This is a genomic window from Pseudomonas sp. KH_046_2 (assembly GCF_057838985.1).
Window position 1 is genome coordinate 2,813,424 of record NZ_CM174480.1, and the last position, 17,778, is coordinate 2,831,201.

Below are 17,778 nucleotides of genomic sequence, written 5' to 3' on the forward strand. Positions count from 1 at the left end.
CGGGGTCAAGCGACGGCTACGACGTCGAGAATCCGCTGGACCACACGGTCCTGATCGATGCCGGCGGCTTCGGCTTCAAAGGAAAGAATGATGCGATGGCGCAGTACGTCGAACAGCACGGCCTGGATATCTTCGGGGCTGACGAAGTCGCGTCCGGCCAGCCATGCGTGGGCGCGGGCGCAACGGTCCAGGGCAATCGAACCGCGGGGGCTGGCGCCGTAGGCGATCCACTCGGCCATCTCCGGATCGAACTTGGCCGGGGTGCGGGTGGCCATGACCAGTTGCACCAGGTATTCCTCCACGGCGTCGGCCATGTACAAGCCGAGGATTTCCTTGCGTGCGACAAAAATCGTCTGTTGGGTCACCCGACGCTCAGGCTTCGCTTCGCCGTTCAGGGCTTCTCCACGGGCTTGCTGCAGAATCCGGCGCTCGACAGTGGCATCGGGAAAGCCGATTTTCACGTGCATCAGGAACCGGTCAAGTTGGGCTTCCGGCAGCGGATAGGTACCTTCCTGTTCGATGGGGTTTTGCGTGGCCATCACCAGGAACAGCGGCGACAGCTCATAGGTGCTGCGCCCGACACTGACTTGCCGCTCGCCCATGGCTTCGAGCAAGGCCGACTGAACCTTGGCCGGGGCACGGTTGATTTCGTCCGCCAACACCAGGTTGTGGAAGATCGGGCCTTGCTGGAACACGAAACTGCCGGTTTCCGGGCGGTAGATTTCCGTACCGGTAATGTCGGCCGGCAACAGGTCAGGGGTGAACTGGATGCGGTGGAACTGGGCCTCGATGCCTTCGGCCAATTCTTTGATGGCCTTGGTCTTGGCCAGGCCAGGAGCGCCTTCGACCAGCATGTGGCCGTCGGCGAGCAGGGCGATGAGCAAGCGCTCGATGAGCTTTTCCTGGCCGAGAATCTGCGTTGAAAGAAAGGTTCGCAGCGCCAGCAGCGCTTCACGATGTTCCATCGATGACTGTTCCTGCAAAAGGGTGGCCGAGGACGTTCGAAATACGCCAGGGCTGGGGGCGTTACTTTAATCCATCGCGGGGGGCGCCGACTAACGGCATTTTGCGCAAAGTGCGGGAAATGATTGGGGTAATTGCTGGATTTTTGTAGCAGGGGAGTGATTGGGTGGCTGTGCCGGCCCCATCGCGAGCAGGCTCACTCCTACATTATTGACGGTGTACGACGATCAATTGTAGGAGTGAGCCTGCTCGCGATGAGGACAGATCAAACACCTCAAATCTGGCTGATAAAGGTGCCAGTGCCTTTAAGAATGTTCTGCAAGGTCTCTTCCACTTCAGCCAGATCCGTCATATCGGCATCAAAAGTGATCTCCAGTACATCATCCCCATTCAGCGCATCGGCATCCGCAGCCGCAATTTCGATCTTCAGCAGGGAAGGGCTGAGGGTGACTTTCACGCCATCGAGGGTCGAAGGTTCGCCGTCGAGGGTGATTTCCAGTTCGTCTTCATCCGGGTAGCGGCTCATCAGGAACATTTCGCCCTGTTCGCTGTGGCAGCAGAGCATGGCCATGTTGTCTTCTTCGTCGTCGCAAGGGTTGACGATCAAGAGGGCGGTTTTCATTTTCATGGGAAATTCCTGGCTCGACGGGCGTGGTAAACGCAGCAAAGGGCGATTCTGCCAGTCCGCGCACATTTCTGCTTGTCCGCGTGTGAATGACCGGGTTACGAACGGGCAGAGTGTTACTGGTCATTTCTGGTACGCATGTCCCATAAAACCGGATGGATAACCGTCATTTTTCTGTACGACTGCTAGTGTTGTTCGATGCGCATGCCTTGAGCTGCGTGCCGATGACCGAATATGTCGCAGCACCGCAAGCACGGGCCTTGCCGCTCTGGTTAAGCTGCGCAACGGATGAGCACCCGTAAAGACATTGCGCTGCACGCAGCCCAGTCGTTTTTGCAGATGCCCATTCACGGAAGGTGAATGTGACCCGAGTGTCCCGTCCAGCTTCACCCACCTGTCACCCTGTTTCCTCTGCCCGAGAATCAGGAACGGGGTGACGGGTAGCCCCGAACAGGGGTTTTGCACGCGACGCTTCCATCAATAACAAGCCCAAGCGGAGTACCACAGATGGCGTTCTTCACCGCAGCCAGCAAAGCCGACTTCCAGCACCAACTGCAAGCGGCACTGGCGCAGCACATCAGTGAACAGGCACTGCCACAAGTGGCGCTGTTCGCTGAACAATTCTTCGGCATCATTTCCCTTGACGAGCTGACCCAGCGTCGGTTGTCCGACCTCGCTGGCTGCACCCTTTCTGCATGGCGCCTGCTTGAGCGCTTCGATCACGCGCAGCCGCAAGTGCGCGTCTACAACCCCGATTACGAACGCCACGGCTGGCAGTCGACCCACACCGCGGTCGAAGTGCTGCACCACGACCTGCCATTCCTGGTGGACTCGGTGCGTACCGAGCTGAACCGCCGCGGCTACAGCATCCATACCCTGCAAACCACCGTGCTCAGCGTGCGTCGTGGCAGCAAGGGCGAGTTGCTGGAAATCCTGCCAAAAGGCACCCAGGGCGACGACATTCAGCAAGAGTCGCTGATGTACCTGGAAATCGACCGCTGCGCCAACACCGCCGAGCTCAATGTGCTGAGCAAAGAGCTGGAGCAGGTGCTCGGTGAAGTCCGTGTGGCCGTCGGCGATTTCGAGCCGATGAAGGCCAAGGTCCAGGAGATCCTGACCAAGCTGGACAACAGCCAGTTCGCCGTCGATGGCGACGAGAAGAGCGAAATCAAGAGCTTCCTGGAATGGCTGGTGGGCAACCACTTCACCTTCCTCGGCTACGAAGAGTTCGTGGTCAGCGATGAAGCCGATGGCGGCCATATCGTCTACGACAAGGATTCCTTCCTTGGCCTGACCAAGCTGCTGCGCGCTGGCCTGACCTACGATGACCTGCGCATCGAAGACTACGCCGTGAACTACCTGCGCGAACCGACCCTGCTGTCGTTCGCCAAGGCTTCGCACCCAAGCCGTGTCCATCGTCCGGCTTATCCGGATTTCGTGTCGATCCGTGAAGTTGACGCCAACGGCAAGGTCATCAAGGAATGCCGTTTCATGGGCCTGTACACCTCGTCGGTGTATGGCGAGAGCGTGCGGGTGATCCCGTACATCCGCCGCAAGGTTGAGGAAATCGAACACCGTTCCGGCTTCCAGGCCAAGGCTCACCTGGGCAAGGAACTGGCGCAGGTACTCGAAGTGCTGCCGCGCGACGATCTGTTCCAGACCCCGGTTGACGAGCTGTTCAGCACCGTGATGTCGATCGTGCAGATCCAGGAACGCAACAAGATTCGAGTGTTCCTGCGCAAAGACCCGTACGGCCGCTTCTGCTACTGCCTGGCCTACGTGCCGCGTGACATCTATTCCACCGAAGTGCGCCAGAAGATCCAGCAAGTACTGATGGATCGCCTGAAAGCGACCGATTGCGAGTTCTGGACCTTCTTCTCCGAGTCCGTGCTGGCCCGCGTGCAGCTTATCCTGCGCGTCGACCCGAAAAACCGCCTCGACATCGACCCGCTGCTGCTGGAAAAAGAAGTGGTGCAGGCCTGCCGCAGCTGGCAGGACGACTACGCCGCCCTGACCATCGAAAGCTTCGGCGAAGCCCACGGCACCAACGTGCTGGCCGACTTCCCGAAAGGCTTCCCGGCCGGCTACCGCGAGCGTTTCGCCGCTCACTCGGCGGTGGTCGACATGCAGCACCTGCTGAGCCTCAACGAAAAAAATCCGCTGGTGATGAGCTTCTATCAGCCGCTGGGCCAGGTGTCCGGCCAGCGCATGCTGCACTGCAAGCTGTATCACGCCGACACTCCGCTGGCGTTGTCCGACGTCCTGCCGATCCTGGAAAATCTCGGCCTGCGCGTGCTGGGTGAGTTCCCGTACCGCCTGCGCCACAACAGTGGCCGCGAATTCTGGATTCACGATTTCGCGTTCACCGCCGCCGAAGGCCTGGAACTCGACATCCAGCAACTCAACGACACGCTGCAGGACGCCTTTGTCCACATCGTGCGTGGCGATGCCGAGAACGATGCGTTCAACCGTCTGGTACTGACCGCCGGCCTGCCATGGCGCGACGTGGCGCTGCTGCGTGCCTACGCCCGTTACCTGAAGCAGATCCGCCTGGGCTTCGACCTCGGCTACATCGCCAGCACCCTGAACAACCACACCGACATCGCTCGCGAACTGACCCGGTTGTTCAAGACCCGTTTCTACCTGGCACGCAAGCTGAGCAGCGACGACCTCGAACAACGTCTGGAACACGCAATTCTGGCCGCTCTGGACGACGTCCAGGTACTGAACGAAGACCGCATCCTGCGTCGCTACCTGGACCTGATCAAGGCCACCCTGCGCACCAACTTCTACCAGACCGATGCCAACGGCCATAACAAGTCGTACTTCAGCTTCAAGTTCAACCCGCACTTGATCCCTGAACTGCCGAAGCCGGTACCGAAATTCGAAATCTTCGTTTACTCGCCGCGCGTCGAAGGCGTGCACCTGCGCTTCGGCAACGTGGCCCGTGGTGGCCTGCGCTGGTCCGACCGTGAAGAAGACTTCCGTACCGAAGTCCTGGGCCTGGTAAAAGCCCAGCAAGTGAAGAACTCGGTGATCGTGCCGGTGGGTGCGAAGGGCGGCTTCCTGCCGCGTCGCCTGCCACTGGGCGGCAGCCGTGACGAGATCGCGGCCGAGGGCATCGCCTGCTACCGCATCTTCATTTCCGGCCTGCTGGACATCACCGACAACCTGAAGGACGGCGCCCTGGTGCCGCCGGCCAACGTCGTGCGTCATGACCACGATGACCCGTACCTGGTAGTGGCTGCGGACAAGGGCACTGCGACCTTCTCCGACATCGCCAACGGCATTGCCATCGACTACGGCTTCTGGCTGGGTGACGCGTTTGCGTCCGGTGGTTCGGCCGGTTACGACCACAAGAAGATGGGCATCACCGCCAAGGGCGCGTGGGTGGGCGTTCAGCGCCACTTCCGCGAGCGCGGCATCAATGTCCAGGAAGACAGCATCACCGTGGTCGGTGTCGGCGACATGGCCGGCGACGTGTTCGGTAACGGCTTGCTGATGTCCGACAAGCTGCAACTGGTCGCGGCCTTCAACCACCTGCACATCTTCATCGATCCAAACCCTGAGCCGGCGTCGAGCTTCGCCGAGCGTCAGCGCCTGTTCGACCTGCCGCGTTCGGCCTGGTCGGACTACGACACCAGCATCATGTCCGAAGGTGGCGGCATCTTCTCCCGTAGCGCGAAGAGCATTGCGATTTCCCCGCAAATGCAGGAACGCTTCGACATCTCGGCCGACAAGCTGACCCCGACCGAGCTGCTGAACGCCTTGCTCAAGGCGCCGGTGGATCTGCTGTGGAACGGCGGTATCGGTACTTACGTCAAGGCCAGCAGCGAAAGCCACGCCGATGTCGGCGACAAGGCCAACGATGCATTGCGCGTGAACGGCAACGAACTGCGCTGCAAAGTCGTGGGCGAGGGCGGTAACCTGGGCATGACCCAACTGGGTCGCGTCGAGTTCGGCCTCAATGGCGGCGGTTCCAACACCGACTTCATCGACAACGCCGGTGGTGTGGACTGCTCCGACCACGAAGTGAACATCAAGATCCTGCTGAACGAAGTGGTTCAGGCCGGCGACATGACCGACAAGCAACGTAACCAGTTGCTGGCGAGCATGACCGACGAAGTCGGTGGCTTGGTGCTGGGCAACAACTACAAGCAGACCCAGGCACTGTCCCTGGCGGCTCGTCGCGCCTTGCCGCGGATCGCCGAATACAAGCGCCTGATGAACGACCTGGAAGGTCGCGGCAAGCTGGATCGCGCCATCGAGTTCCTGCCGGCCGAAGAAGCCATCAACGAGCGTGTCGCTGAAGGCCATGGCCTGACCCGTGCCGAGCTGTCGGTGCTGATTTCGTACAGCAAGATCGACCTCAAGGAGCAGTTGCTGGGCTCCCTGGTGCCGGACGACGATTACCTGACCCGCGACATGGAAACCGCTTTCCCGCCAACCCTGGTGAGCAAGTTCTCCGCGGCGATGCGTCGTCACCGTCTGAAGCGCGAAATCGTCAGCACCCAGATCGCCAACGATCTGGTCAACCACATGGGCATCACCTTCGTTCAGCGACTCAAAGAGTCGACCGGCATGAGCCCGGCGAACGTGGCCGGCGCTTATGTGATCGTGCGCGACATTTTCCATCTCCCGCACTGGTTCCGTCAGATTGAAGCCCTGGACTACCAGGTCTCCGCCGACGTGCAACTGGAGCTGATGGACGAGCTGATGCGCCTGGGCCGTCGCGCTACGCGCTGGTTCCTGCGTGCCCGTCGCAACGAGCAGAACGCTGCCCGTGACGTCGCGCACTTCGGTCCGCATCTGAAGGAGTTGGGCCTGAAGCTCGACGAGCTGCTCAGTGGCGAGATCCGCGAAACCTGGCAGGCCCGTTATCAGGCTTACGTCGAAGCCGGTGTGCCGGAGTTGCTGGCCCGTATGGTGGCTGGCACCTCGCACCTGTACACCCTGCTGCCGATCATCGAGGCCTCTGACGTGACCGGCCAGGACCCGGCGGACGTGGCCAAGGCGTACTTCGCCGTGGGCAGCGCGCTGGACATCACCTGGTACATGCAACAGATCAGCGCTCTACCGGTTGAAAACAACTGGCAGGCCCTGGCCCGTGAAGCGTTCCGCGATGACGTCGACTGGCAGCAACGCGCGATCACCATCTCGGTCCTGCAACAGGGCAACGGCACCCAGGACGTGGAAACACGACTCTCCCTGTGGATGGCGCAGCACGAGAGCATGATCGAACGCTGGCGTGCCATGCTGGTGGAAATCCGTGCCGCCAGCGGCACCGACTACGCCATGTACGCGGTGGCCAACCGCGAACTGCTGGACCTGGCGTTGAGCGGTCAAGCGGTAGTGACTGCCGCTGTCGCCGCCGAGCTGGAACCGGCTGCCTGATCAGGCGCTGAATGAAAAAGCCCCTGTATCGAAAGATGCAGGGGCTTTTTTTGCCTTGAAGTTCAGGGAAGTTTGTACTGGCCTCTTCGCGAGCAGGCTCGCTCCCACAGGTAGTATGCGGTCAACTGTAGGAGCGAGCCTGCTCGCGATAGGGCCTTCAGTTTCAATACAACTTTTGGCTTGAGTTATTATCAAGCATCGACACATTACTTGTCGGGCTGGTCAGTAAATTGCTGAGCGATTGGTCAAACTTTTGCAGCGCCCTAACTTGCACACTCTGTTGCTCGTTAATGTCCGCAACTATCTCTTCACTGCGCTTATAGTCGGCCCATACCGGACTAAGTGCCTTGGCGTCATGGCCTTGTGCAGTACCGATGTAGTTGAAGTTCTTGTCATAAAAGTCCGCACTGACATCCGCCTGGATATCCGAACTGCGCGATGTCATCAGCTGACTGCGGGTGTCGACCACTGCCATCACATCCGGTTTTGCGGCCCTGAGGCTCTGCATGTCCGGGTATACGATAACCGAGCCGAACTGCCGCTGGAGGGAGGCCTTGACCCAATCCACCGCCATGTCCGGCCTGGAGGTGGCCACATAGGCGTCATGGATCGGCTGTATCAACAGGCTCTGGCCGAAACCGGTGCCGGCGTTGGCCTGGTAATCCTGAAGATAAGCGCGGTTGGTCTGGGTATTCTGGCTGTAGACGATGCCCAGCGAGACATGGCTGCCGTTGGTAATGCGGGTGGCAGCGCTGCGGCCTACCGGTTCGGTGAAGATACCGTTCAGCGAAGAGACCGCCGTAGGTGCGGTAGGGACCGAGCAACCGGTTAAAACAACAGCCATGGTCAACGTACTGGCGAGCGCAAGTTTCATGGTGTTTCTCCAGTGAAACAACTTCAGTCGAAAGTTAAAGTTGCCGGCGTGGTACCGGCGGTGATTCAAGACTAAACCCTGAATGATTTATTTAAATAGCCAATACCTGCACTTGTCTGGTGACCAATAGTTTTGTTTGGTTTAAAAGTTCTCGGTTAATTGCGTGAGGAAATAAAAAGGCCCGAATCCACGATTCGAGCCTTTTTATTTATAGCTGTACGTTCAGCCATCAGTGTTCCAATGGGATCAACACTTTCTCGTCCGGGGCCAAAACCATGAATACCAGCAACTTGGCAGGCTGGGTTGCGCTGGCGTTTTTCGACACCAGGTGTTCCGACCCCGCCGGCTCGTACCAGAATTCTCCGGGCTTGTAGGTTTTCGCCGGCTGGCCCTTCACCTGGGAGGTGATTGCCCCGGAAAGGACATAGGCCATGGTGGTGCCTTCGTGTTTGTGGGCGATGGAAGACTGACTGGGTTGGTAATCGACCTCGATCATCAGCGCTTTCTTGCCAGGCACGTTCTTCAGCATTTCCTCCTGCAAAACGGTGACCTTTTCCGAAGGGTCATGGGCAAAGGCCGATGCGCAAAACATCAGGGCCAGGGCGGCAAGGGGGGCGGCACACAAGCGCAACATGTTCATGGTTCTTTACCTGCGGTGGTTGGTTGTTGCAAACCACAGTAGTGCGCAAGCTGTAGAGGTTAAACAGCCAATATTCTGGAAGGCGAGGGGACCAATTGCAGACGGGCCAACGGAGAAAAAATGATGGTGAGGGAGCAAGCTCCCTCACCACAGGAAATGGTTAAACGATCGGAAAACTGTTGAAGTCCACGGCATTGGCCAGCTGGCTATCAATCAGGTTGATGAAGCCCTGGACTTCGGGGCAGTTGAAATGCGAACGCATGGCCGCTTCCGATTGCCAGTGGGCGCTGACGGTCCAGCGATTGGTGTCCTCGGGGCAGCGGTCGACCATATAGGATTCGCAGCCGGGAAGTTCACGCAGGGTTTCGACAATCTTCTGCAGTTGCTTGCCCAGTTCATCCGAGCGGCCGGCGGCGGCCTGTACCTGTACGGTATTGATCACTTCATGGGACATTGCTCACACTCCTGAATCAGGTCGGACGAATCCTGCTCATTGAGGGATAACGCCTATGCAGGATAGGCCCGGCCCCCGGGACCGCCAATAGCCAATCGACAGATAAAGCCGCAGGCCAATCCGTCAGGCCACCTGCTGCAGAATGTCGCGCAATCGGTCCAGGGCGATGTCGATGTCGAGGGTTTCGATGGCGCCAAAACCGAAGAAAAGCCCGGCCCTGGGCGCTTGCTGATAGAAAAAGCTGTCGATGGCATAGAGCCCGACTTCGACTTTTTTCGCCAGTTCGATCACCAATGGCATATCCATCGGCACTTTGCACATCACCACCATGTGGAAGCCGGCGGTGGACGGTACCGCCTCCAGCCAGGGCGAAAGATCGCCAGCCATGCGCGCCAGGATCCGCTCGCGGCGCCCGGCATAGACCGTATGGCAGCGTCGGATGTGCTTGAGCAGGCAGCCTTCGGCGATGAACTTGGCCAACGCCCATTGCGGCAGGGTCGAGGTGTGCAGGTCAGTGAGTTGTTTGGCGCGCACCACAGCCTCGAGGATCGCTGGCGGCAGGATGGCATAACCGAGCCGCAGTTCCGGCAACAGGGTTTTGGAGAACGTCCCGACATAGGCGACGATCCCCCGTTCATCCATGCTTTGCAGGGAATCGGTGGGGCGGCCTTCATAGCGGAACTCGCTGTCGTAGTCGTCCTCGATGATGATCGCACCCAGCTCATGGGCCTTGGCCAGCAGTGCTTCCCGGCGCGCCTGGCTCATGGGCATGCCCAGCGGGAACTGGTGCGAAGGGGTGACATAGATCAGGCGTGTGCCGTGAGGAATCTGGTCCACCACAATGCCTTCGGCGTCGACCGGCACACCAATCACCGTGGCGCCATGGGTGCCGAACAGCAGGCGCGCCGGCGGGTAGCCGGGGTCCTCCATGGCGACCAGGCTGCCCGGACTGATCAGCACCCGGGCAATCAGGTCCAGCGCCTGCTGTGCGCCGTTGCACACCACCACATCCTCATCCTGGCAATTGACCCCGCGGGAGAACGCGATGTGCTGCGCAATGGCGTTACGCAGCGCTGGCAAGCCCTCGGGCAAGCTGTACAAGCCCTTGGAGCCGGCCATCTGGCGCAGTGCATGGGAGGTGCAGCGCCGCCAGTCGTCTTGGGGAAACTGGCCCTTGCTGGTGGCGCCACCAATGAAGTCGTAGCGCAGCGAGCCTTCCAGGGTCGGATGACGCAGAAACACCGGCAGGTTGCGCCAGGACTCGATCACCTCGAAGCTGGCTAGCTCGGTGTGGCTCTGTTTACGCTGCACCTTCGAGGAGCGCGCGTTGACATAGGTGCCTTTGCCGACCACCCCGGTGAGGAAGTTTTCGTAGGTCAGCTGGGCGTAGGTATCGGAAATGGTCTTGCGCGATATACCCAGTTGTTCGGCCAGCAAGCGGCTGGGCGGCAGTTGCGTCCCGGCGGTCAGGCGACCGGACTCGATGGCGCTGCGCAGTTGGTTGTACAGCTGGCCGGCCAGATCCTTGCGGCCGTTGATGACAACATGTAGTTCCATACCGGCGAGGCTCCGGGGCTGTTGGGCGCGTGTGCGTCGCGCAAGATTACCCCTATCCGCTTGTGGTACAGAAGTTGCGCAGTGGAAAAACCGTCGATTGGTCTGGCGGCGGTGGTCCCCGGGGAAATCGCCTGATTGGATCTGTCATGCACCCGCGTCGGAGATTACCGTGAAGACCACATCACGGTTGCACGAGATCGCTCCATGAACCCCCGTCTGGATTACTACAGCGCCTCCCCCAAGGCGATGAAAGCCATGATCGCCATGGAGGCCCTGACCAGCAGCCTGAGCATCGAGCAGGGCCTGCTGCACCTGATCAAGATTCGTGCTTCGCAGCTCAACGGCTGTGCCTTTTGCACCGACATGCACTCGGTGGATGCAAGGCGCCTGGGCGAAAGTGACCGGCGTCTGTATTCCATTGTGGTCTGGCGCGACAGCAACTTTTTCAATCTCCGGGAAAGAGCCGCGCTGGCCTGGACCGAGGCGGTCACCTTGCTCTCCGAAAGCCACGTGCCGGACGATGTCTACGCCCAAGCCCGTGAGCAGTTCAGTGAAAGCGAAATGGTCGACCTGACCATTGCCGTTACCACCATCAACAGCTGGAATCGCCTGGCCGTGAGCTTTAGGCAGACACCCAGCCCCTGAGTCATTGTCACAGCAGGTTCATGAACGTTGCGCAGGATGCAACTGTCAGTGTCAGTTCGACAGGGAGTCCTCAATGTCAGTCATGGAAGCCAGCGCCCATCAGGGGGCTGCCGAGTATCGTGTCGCTATCGATAAAAACACGTCCTGGCGCCAGTTGGCGGCGTCTATCGACCCCGAACTGGCGCTGTGTTTCACCGTCAGCGCCCGTTGCGGTTGCTTCATGCAGGCCGCCCGCAGTCTCAACATCAAGGCCACCCGTCTGCGCAGGCAACTGGTGCTGCTGGAAACGCAGTTCCAGTGTTCGTTGTTCAATCATGCAGACAATGGTTTCAGCCTCAGCCGCGATGGCTTGCGATTGCACGCACAATTGCTCGCCCTGGCCCATGAGCGCAACTTGCCGGTAATCGCGCAGCCGTTGATTCGCCTGGCCGTGGCGGATTCGATCCTGCATGACATTCTCGGTCGTGACCTGGTTGCACTGCTGCGGCGCAACGCCAGCGTGCGCCTGGACATCATGACCCTCGACAGCGAGTTGGCCTTGCAGGCGGTCAGCGCCGACGTGGTGGTGTGGCTGGGTGAGACCGGATCGCCGTTACCGGGGCCGAGCTTTGCCACCACCGAACCCCGGCGCCTGGCGCAACTGGAATACCTGCCGCACATTGCCAAGCGCTATTCGCGGGTTGCTTCCAGGCCAGAATGTCTGGATGACCTGGCCGATTTTCTCCTGGTGCAATGGCAGCAGGACGGCCAGGTCGAAAGCTTCCGACCATGGAATGCACTGGTTGACCAGCGCCTGGCCGGGGCGGTGCAACTGCAATCCTGGGAACTGATGCTGGAGATGATCCGTTGCAGTGCCTGCATCGGTCTGCTACCGCATTACATGAGCCACTTCGACCGCGGGCTGATTGCCTTGCCGGGCCTGTTTGGCCAGCCCATGCGGCGTCAGGTGTGGATGGCGGTCAATGCTGATTCCGGGGGCGACGAGCAAGTACGGATGATCGTCGAATTGATCGAAAATACCTTCAGCGAGCGCCGGGAGTGGTTCGAATGAAGATAGCTTGAATAGACTGCAATCCTTGTGGCGAGGGGGCTTGCCCCCGTTGGGTTGCGTAGCGACCCCCGACAAACCATTACTCGTTTTCACCCTGCAAACCGCAGTGCCCGTTATTGCGACTGCTGCGCAGCCGAACGGGGGCAAGCCCCCTCGCCACAAAGGTTTCGTTCGTTATAGAGTGAATGGCCATGTCTGCTTCAAGGATGATTCACCCATGCCAAGCACCGAACCTGTCATCACCCTCGAACGTTTCAACGAATCTCATATCGAAGGCATTACGGCGCTTTACAACGATCCGACAATCGCCCGTCAAACCCTGCAAATGCCATTTCAGTCCACCGAACTCTGGCGCAGTCGCCTGGCGCTGGATAACGAACGCCTGGTGAAAGTGGTGGCCCTGCATCAAGGCACGGTCATCGGCAACATTGGTCTGGAGCAGTTCTCACGCATTCGTCGCAGCCATGCCGGCAGTTTCGGCATGGGCGTTGCGGTGGCGTGGCAGGGCAAGGGCGTGGGTTCGAAGCTGCTCGCGGCGGCACTGGACATCGCCGACAACTGGATGAATCTGCGGCGCATCGAGCTGTCGGTGTATGCCGACAACGAAGCGGCCATTGCCCTGTACCGCAAGTTCGGCTTCGAAACCGAGGGCCTGTTCCGTGATTATGCCGTGCGCGACGGCGTGCTGGTGGACACCTTGAGCATGGCGCGCCTGCGCCGCAGGCCCAAGGCTGGTTGAGTCAGTCGCCCAGGGCAAACGACACCGCAGCCAATACCGTTCGCACTTTTAGTCGTACGCTGGCAACGCGCATCTGCCATTCTGAAAGTCCGCAGTACTGCTTCAACCAAAGGACCACCGCAATGGACGATGTACAGCAGCTGGGCGAGATGCTTCGTCACTACGCAGAAAGCGAAGCGCACAAGAAACAGCTGTTCGAGTCGCAATCGGCACAATGGGCGACGCGCATTGCTGAGCTGTTCGATCAGATCCAGCAGTGGCTGGAGCCGGTGCTGGTACCGCATCTGCTGGAAGTAAGCCGTGAGGCCTATGTCGCATCGGGGCCGAGCGTGCCAGTCGAGACATCGACGTTCAAGAGCGAAAAGCTGTCCATTGTGATTGCTGGCAAGCCGGTGGAGTTCGTGCCGGATGTGATGGGTGTCGGCGGGCAGATTTCGGTTGCCGTGATGGGGTTTACCGCAGCGCGTTATGGCAGCGTGTCACTGGTGTGCCTGCCGCCGTCCACTGGCTGGCAGTGGCGCAAGACCAATGGCTTGAAGGACCCGGATACCTTTGAGTTCGATGCGAACTTTCTGGCGCAACAGCTGCAGAGCCTGATTCCCCGCGAGCGCAGCTGATTTTTTCGGTCAGGGTGTCCCGCGTCTATCTGGACCATAGGCGCGGGCTCGCTGGCGTCAGCCGTTACTGTCGCACGTTCTGATACAGCATTAACCTTGAGGTTTCATGCATGGCGCGGGTCAGTTGCGCCAGGCGTTTGAACTCTTCAGGGTTTTGTTCAGCCACGTTATCCAGAGGCGTCTTCGAGGCAAGGTCGTGGAGTGTTGGTGAGCTGCCGTCGTGCTCCATTTGCACCATGTAATGTTGAGTCACGCCGGCAATCAACGGGAACGTTCCCTCACGCAATACCAGCGGTACCACGCGTTCACCCTCGGGCGCCGGCTGCTGGATATCTCGACCCATGCCGCTGTTGCGGAACTCAAGACCGGCCATGCCCGCCACGGTTGGCAGCAAATCCACCAGGCCAACCGCCTCCTGGACCTTGCGTGTACCGAGCAAGCCCGGGGCATGGATGATCATCGGCACCGCATTGCTTTCCAGGCCCAGTTGCTCATAGGCCGGGGCCAGGAAAGGGATCTGCGCGATACGGGTGTTATGGTCGCCAAACAGCACAAAAATGGTGTTGTCGTAGTAGCCGCCTGCCTTGGCGATTTCCATCAAGCGGCCGATGTTGAAGTCAAGCAGGCGCACGGCGTTGTATTGCTCGACACTGCGCGATCCAGCGGCCTGGACTTCCTCGAGGGTAGGGTGCTTGACCTCGAATCCGTCATTGGTCTTGGGAATCGTGAAGGGACGATGGTTGCCGGCCGTCTGTACATACGCAAAGAACGGTTTGTCCTTGGGCAGCGCTTGCAGGAGCTGGTCGGTTTCCTTGAACAGGTCCAGATCGGAAATGCCCCAGACATCCACCACCGGGGATTTCCAGTCCCGCTCTTCGTACAAGCGAACGCCGTCGATGCTTTGCCGAATCAAGGCATTCATGTTGGCCCAGCCGGAGTTGCCGCCGATGGTGTAGATCTTCTCGTAGCCGGTGAAGGCATTGACCAGGGAGTTCTGCCGGGTGATCAGCGGGTTACGCGTCGCAGTCTCCTGACGTGTGACGTCAGGGACCCCGCTAATGCTGGCCCATACTGTTTTTGCAGTGCCTGTCACCGGCACATAGAAGTGCTCGAAGAACCAGCTCTGCGTGGCCAGGCGATCGAGATTGGGGGTCGGATTGATCGGGTTGCCGTAGGCCCCGACGGCACTGGTGCCCAGGGATTCAAGCATGACAAACATCACGTTCGGCGGTCGTGATCCCGGTACTTTGTAGGGTTGTGGTGCCTGGTGGCGAACAAAATTGAGAGTTTGCGGATCGGGCTGGTCAACGCCCAGGTAGTTGGCCATGACTGAATAGTGCTTGCGCACCTGCGCTTCGTCATAGCGCGACTGGCCGACCTTGAGCGTGTCATAGAGGAATAACACCGGGTTGAGCCCCAGTGCGGCAGTCTGGTTATTGCCCGAGAAGAAGGCATCGCTCCAGCGCAATGGCACCGGGTTTTCCAGGTTCATGTTCTCGACACGGCCCAGGATGCCCAGCAATACCACAATGACCATCAACGCACCGCCCCATGTGGCGCAGAGCGGGTGAATCGGTTTGCGAGGGCGGTCCAGCGTCACTCGTTCCAGACGCACCAGGGCCAGTGTCGTCAACGCTACCGTTGCCAGCCAACCCAGAGAAATCCAGATGACCGGGTAGGTCTGCCAGACCATGTCACGGGATATCTGTGCATCCTCGATGAAGCGCAACACCGTCGCGTTGATCCTCACGCCCAGGTACGCGTAATGCCCGAAATCGATGATGTAAACCAGCAGCAGGGCACCCAGGGACGCGAAGATATACAGGCGGGCGATCCAGCGCAGCAAGCGGCTTGTGATGAGGTTCCAGCGAGGAATCCAGGCCAGCAAGGCCAACGGCAGCATCACCAGAATGGCCAGGCGCAGATCGAAACGAAAACCGATGCCCAGGGTTTTGCGCACGGCCTCGTCGTTGGTCAGGGCATTAGCGTCGAAACCGGAATAGCCGAAAAAGAACATCACCCGTAGCAGGGCAAACAACGCAAACAGAATCGCTGTCGCGCCTAGCCAATAGTGCAAACGTCTCGATTGCAGCCAGCCCATCCATGTTCCCCTGTTAAAAATGTCGTTGGAGCTCAAGCGGATCCGGATACGTTACGCACTGAGCTGAGTCGTTTGTTCAGGTAACCATACGTCCAGCGTGTGAAAAGCATCAGAAGTGCCACGCAGCAAAACAGACCCAGTAGCGGATCAATCAGGTAATCCCAATAGTTTTGCGAAGGTTTTATCCCGGCGATGAAGGCCAGGGTCGCGCTGGCCAGCATCACGACGGCCAGGCTGTTGCGCAGGTAAAACAGGCCCAGAGTGAGCAGTGCGAAGAAAATCAACATCGGGCGCGGGTTGTATCCAAGCCGATAAGGATCCAGATCGCTCAGACCAAGGGTTGCCGGATACAGCACCAGGGCCAGCAGGGCGAACATGATCAATATGCCGGTTTTGCCCTGCTGCGCAGGTGGCAGGAAGCCCAGCCGACGTAAACACCCCCATGCCATGAACACCAGTGACGTGATCGCAAGGTCATCGATGTGGCTGCGCAAATACACGGCCAACGACAACCCGTCCAGTGGAATGAAGCCGGCGGCCAGCAAGGCGGCAAGCAGAGCGATACGCCAGTTCCTGTTCAAACCGAAAGACGGCAGCACGAGGAAGATGATCATCGCGAAGCTGACATGGGCTTGCCAAAGGTTAATCATTTGAGTCGCTCGGACAGCCACGCATCGTTGAAAGCAACGTGCTTGATGAAAGTGTTGTTCCAGGAATAAACCAGGTGATACATGCCGTCGGGGCTGCGGATGAAATATGGATATTCATATTCAAACTCGCAGCCTCGGGGGTTACAGACACGTGTGTCGAGATTCTTCAGGAATTGCGCCTCCAGCGGTTGGCGGAGCGCGCCACTGGAACCGCGGAACTCATTGCCTATGATTTTTTTGTAGGCCAGGGGTGAAAACGGATCGCCTTCCGGATCAGGTGATTTGTCCAGGTCACGCAACGAGCGCCAATCGTCCATTTTTTCGTCGGTACCATAGAGGCTTAGCTTGAAGCGCCCCTCTTGCAGGTCATTGAGCGCTACCAGCAACCCATGCTTGGGGGTTGCGACGGCCGCCAGCGAGGAATTGGGATTCGATGGGTCGAGCGGATAAGGTTCACTCCAGGTTTGTCCGGCATCTTCAGTGCGGGTCGCCAGAACACGGTGGTGAGTGTTGCCGGCATATCGCAACAAGGCGATACCGCGCTGCCCATCCAGCGGTACCACCGTGGGTTGCAAAGAGTTCTTGCCGTGGCTGATGCGGTATTTGTCGATCACATCACCGTCTGCGCTCAAGTAGAGGTACTCGGCAAACTTGCCCAGGAATTCGTGGTAGACCGGTAAACCAATGGAACCGTCGGCATGAAATACCGGTGCGGATCGGACCAGGGTGCTGATGTTCAGAAAGGGGGAGGTGATCAGTTGGCGCGGAGCGGACCAATGTTCACCGAAGTCGTCGGAAACCATCACGTTGACTGCACTGCCGGCCCAGCCGCCCATGGACACGGATACGTAGAACAACCACAGGCGTTTATCCGGTGCCAGAGCAACCACCGGATTGCCCAGCTTGCGGATGTATCTTTGGGTGCCCTGTTGGGTCGAACTCCGAGTCGCCAATACCTTTTCAGCACCCCATTCGCCGGTTTTTGCGTCGAAGCGGGCGGAACGCACCTGCACATCGGCTGCGCCTTCGCGAGAGCCAGCAAACCAGGCTGTCATCAAGCTACCGTCAGGCAAGGCTGTTACGGCCGAGGAGTGTACGAAGTCCACCAGCCCGGACGAGGCGAAACGGCTGGTATAAATGGGCCGGGCCACTTGATCGGCCACAGCCTTCACTGGATTCATCGCAAAGGACGAATGCGTGTGGGCAGGATTGAGCAACCATGCGGTCAAGAAGAGGCAAGACAGTGCGAGATAAGCACCGAGGGCAGGAACACTGGGTAGTCTGATGCGCATGTGAGGCTAGGCATCTCTTGGCCCGATCGAGGGCCATAACCTATCATCTATAGTTGCAAGTCCGGGTTTTCGCAAACGAAGTATTTGTTAGCAAATGTGTTTTCGGTGTCGCCGCTGTTGAAAAAGTCGACCCGGCGAAAGGGGGAATAGATCGAATCCAGGCGTATATTGATAGT

At 59.1% G+C, this 17,778-nt stretch carries 14 protein-coding genes; 5 read left to right on the top strand and 9 right to left on the bottom strand.

Annotation, left to right across the window (positions count from 1 at the left end):
* Positions 1-5: 5 nt before the first annotated feature.
* Positions 6-965: an AAA family ATPase gene (locus AC3IX1_RS12785; protein ID WP_057715002.1), complete on the bottom strand. Its 960-nt coding sequence runs from the start codon at positions 963-965 to the stop codon at positions 6-8.
* Between the two features lie 272 nt (positions 966-1,237).
* Positions 1,238-1,591 carry a hypothetical protein gene (locus AC3IX1_RS12790; RefSeq protein ID WP_489388462.1) on the bottom strand — a complete coding sequence of 118 codons (354 nt, stop codon included), beginning with the start codon at positions 1,589-1,591 and terminating at the stop codon, positions 1,238-1,240.
* 504 nt (positions 1,592-2,095) lie between these two features.
* Here AC3IX1_RS12790 and AC3IX1_RS12795 point away from each other — a divergent pair.
* Positions 2,096-6,982 carry an NAD-glutamate dehydrogenase gene (locus AC3IX1_RS12795; RefSeq protein WP_489388463.1) on the top strand — a complete coding sequence of 1,629 codons (4,887 nt, stop codon included), beginning with the start codon at positions 2,096-2,098 and terminating at the stop codon, positions 6,980-6,982.
* Positions 6,983-7,145: 163 nt separating this feature from the next.
* Here the strand turns inward: AC3IX1_RS12795 and AC3IX1_RS12800 are convergent, their stop codons facing one another.
* The 4 genes from AC3IX1_RS12800 to pdxR form a co-directional block, all read right to left on the bottom strand.
* Positions 7,146-7,856, bottom strand: a complete 711-nt coding sequence (locus AC3IX1_RS12800) for an ATPase (RefSeq protein WP_489388464.1) — start codon at positions 7,854-7,856, stop codon at positions 7,146-7,148.
* Between the two features lie 229 nt (positions 7,857-8,085).
* A complete protein-coding gene (locus tag AC3IX1_RS12805; RefSeq protein ID WP_489388465.1) occupies positions 8,086-8,496 on the bottom strand; it encodes a cupin domain-containing protein in 411 nt (136 codons plus the stop codon).
* 160 nt (positions 8,497-8,656) lie between these two features.
* On the bottom strand, positions 8,657-8,950 hold the full coding sequence (locus AC3IX1_RS12810) for an antibiotic biosynthesis monooxygenase family protein (RefSeq protein ID WP_489388466.1): 294 nt from the start codon (positions 8,948-8,950) through the stop codon (positions 8,657-8,659).
* A gap of 123 nt (positions 8,951-9,073) precedes the next feature.
* Complete coding sequence (pdxR, locus tag AC3IX1_RS12815; protein WP_489388467.1) at positions 9,074-10,507, bottom strand: MocR-like pyridoxine biosynthesis transcription factor PdxR; 1,434 nt, start codon at positions 10,505-10,507, stop codon at positions 9,074-9,076.
* Between the two features lie 204 nt (positions 10,508-10,711).
* On the opposite strand from pdxR, the gene AC3IX1_RS12820 reads away from it, so the two are divergent.
* From AC3IX1_RS12820 to AC3IX1_RS12835, 4 genes are all read left to right on the top strand, one after another.
* The gene (locus tag AC3IX1_RS12820; protein ID WP_489388468.1) at positions 10,712-11,152 is read left to right on the top strand and encodes a carboxymuconolactone decarboxylase family protein; all 441 of its coding nucleotides are present in this window, start codon (positions 10,712-10,714) and stop codon (positions 11,150-11,152) included.
* 73 nt (positions 11,153-11,225) lie between these two features.
* The gene (locus AC3IX1_RS12825; RefSeq protein WP_489388469.1) at positions 11,226-12,203 is read left to right on the top strand and encodes a LysR substrate-binding domain-containing protein; all 978 of its coding nucleotides are present in this window, start codon (positions 11,226-11,228) and stop codon (positions 12,201-12,203) included.
* 217 nt (positions 12,204-12,420) lie between these two features.
* Complete coding sequence (locus AC3IX1_RS12830; protein WP_489388470.1) at positions 12,421-12,942, top strand: GNAT family N-acetyltransferase; 522 nt, start codon at positions 12,421-12,423, stop codon at positions 12,940-12,942.
* Positions 12,943-13,064: 122 nt separating this feature from the next.
* Positions 13,065-13,559 (top strand): hypothetical protein, encoded by a 495-nt coding sequence (locus tag AC3IX1_RS12835; RefSeq protein WP_489388471.1) that lies wholly within the window; start codon positions 13,065-13,067, stop codon positions 13,557-13,559.
* 64 nt (positions 13,560-13,623) lie between these two features.
* Here AC3IX1_RS12835 and AC3IX1_RS12840 read toward each other — a convergent pair whose 3' ends face one another.
* From AC3IX1_RS12840 to AC3IX1_RS12850, 3 genes are read right to left on the bottom strand one after another with little or no spacing between them, the layout of a single operon-like run.
* Positions 13,624-15,660 (bottom strand): LTA synthase family protein, encoded by a 2,037-nt coding sequence (locus tag AC3IX1_RS12840; protein ID WP_489388472.1) that lies wholly within the window; start codon positions 15,658-15,660, stop codon positions 13,624-13,626.
* 32 nt (positions 15,661-15,692) lie between these two features.
* The gene (locus tag AC3IX1_RS12845; RefSeq protein ID WP_489388473.1) at positions 15,693-16,310 is read right to left on the bottom strand and encodes a hypothetical protein; all 618 of its coding nucleotides are present in this window, start codon (positions 16,308-16,310) and stop codon (positions 15,693-15,695) included.
* Positions 16,307-17,602, bottom strand: coding sequence for a sialidase family protein (locus AC3IX1_RS12850; RefSeq protein WP_489388474.1), 1,296 nt, complete (start codon positions 17,600-17,602; stop codon positions 16,307-16,309). Before AC3IX1_RS12850 ends, AC3IX1_RS12845 begins: the two co-directional genes overlap by 4 nt.
* Positions 17,603-17,778 lie beyond the last annotated feature (176 nt).

What these genes read in the sequence shown, in the direction of transcription:
- AC3IX1_RS12785 (WP_057715002.1), bottom strand. Translation starts at nt 965, where the DNA reads ATGGAACATCGTGAAGCGCTGCTGGCGCTGCGAACCTTTCTTTCAACG.
- AC3IX1_RS12790 (WP_489388462.1), bottom strand. Translation starts at nt 1,591, where the DNA reads ATGAAAATGAAAACCGCCCTCTTGATCGTCAACCCTTGCGACGACGAA.
- AC3IX1_RS12795 (WP_489388463.1), top strand. Translation starts at nt 2,096, where the DNA reads ATGGCGTTCTTCACCGCAGCCAGCAAAGCCGACTTCCAGCACCAACTG.
- AC3IX1_RS12800 (WP_489388464.1), bottom strand. Translation starts at nt 7,856, where the DNA reads ATGAAACTTGCGCTCGCCAGTACGTTGACCATGGCTGTTGTTTTAACC.
- AC3IX1_RS12805 (WP_489388465.1), bottom strand. Translation starts at nt 8,496, where the DNA reads ATGAACATGTTGCGCTTGTGTGCCGCCCCCCTTGCCGCCCTGGCCCTG.
- AC3IX1_RS12810 (WP_489388466.1), bottom strand. Translation starts at nt 8,950, where the DNA reads ATGTCCCATGAAGTGATCAATACCGTACAGGTACAGGCCGCCGCCGGC.
- pdxR (WP_489388467.1), bottom strand. Translation starts at nt 10,507, where the DNA reads ATGGAACTACATGTTGTCATCAACGGCCGCAAGGATCTGGCCGGCCAG.
- AC3IX1_RS12820 (WP_489388468.1), top strand. Translation starts at nt 10,712, where the DNA reads ATGAACCCCCGTCTGGATTACTACAGCGCCTCCCCCAAGGCGATGAAA.
- AC3IX1_RS12825 (WP_489388469.1), top strand. Translation starts at nt 11,226, where the DNA reads ATGTCAGTCATGGAAGCCAGCGCCCATCAGGGGGCTGCCGAGTATCGT.
- AC3IX1_RS12830 (WP_489388470.1), top strand. Translation starts at nt 12,421, where the DNA reads ATGCCAAGCACCGAACCTGTCATCACCCTCGAACGTTTCAACGAATCT.
- AC3IX1_RS12835 (WP_489388471.1), top strand. Translation starts at nt 13,065, where the DNA reads ATGGACGATGTACAGCAGCTGGGCGAGATGCTTCGTCACTACGCAGAA.
- AC3IX1_RS12840 (WP_489388472.1), bottom strand. Translation starts at nt 15,660, where the DNA reads ATGGGCTGGCTGCAATCGAGACGTTTGCACTATTGGCTAGGCGCGACA.
- AC3IX1_RS12845 (WP_489388473.1), bottom strand. Translation starts at nt 16,310, where the DNA reads ATGATTAACCTTTGGCAAGCCCATGTCAGCTTCGCGATGATCATCTTC.
- AC3IX1_RS12850 (WP_489388474.1), bottom strand. Translation starts at nt 17,602, where the DNA reads ATGCGCATCAGACTACCCAGTGTTCCTGCCCTCGGTGCTTATCTCGCA.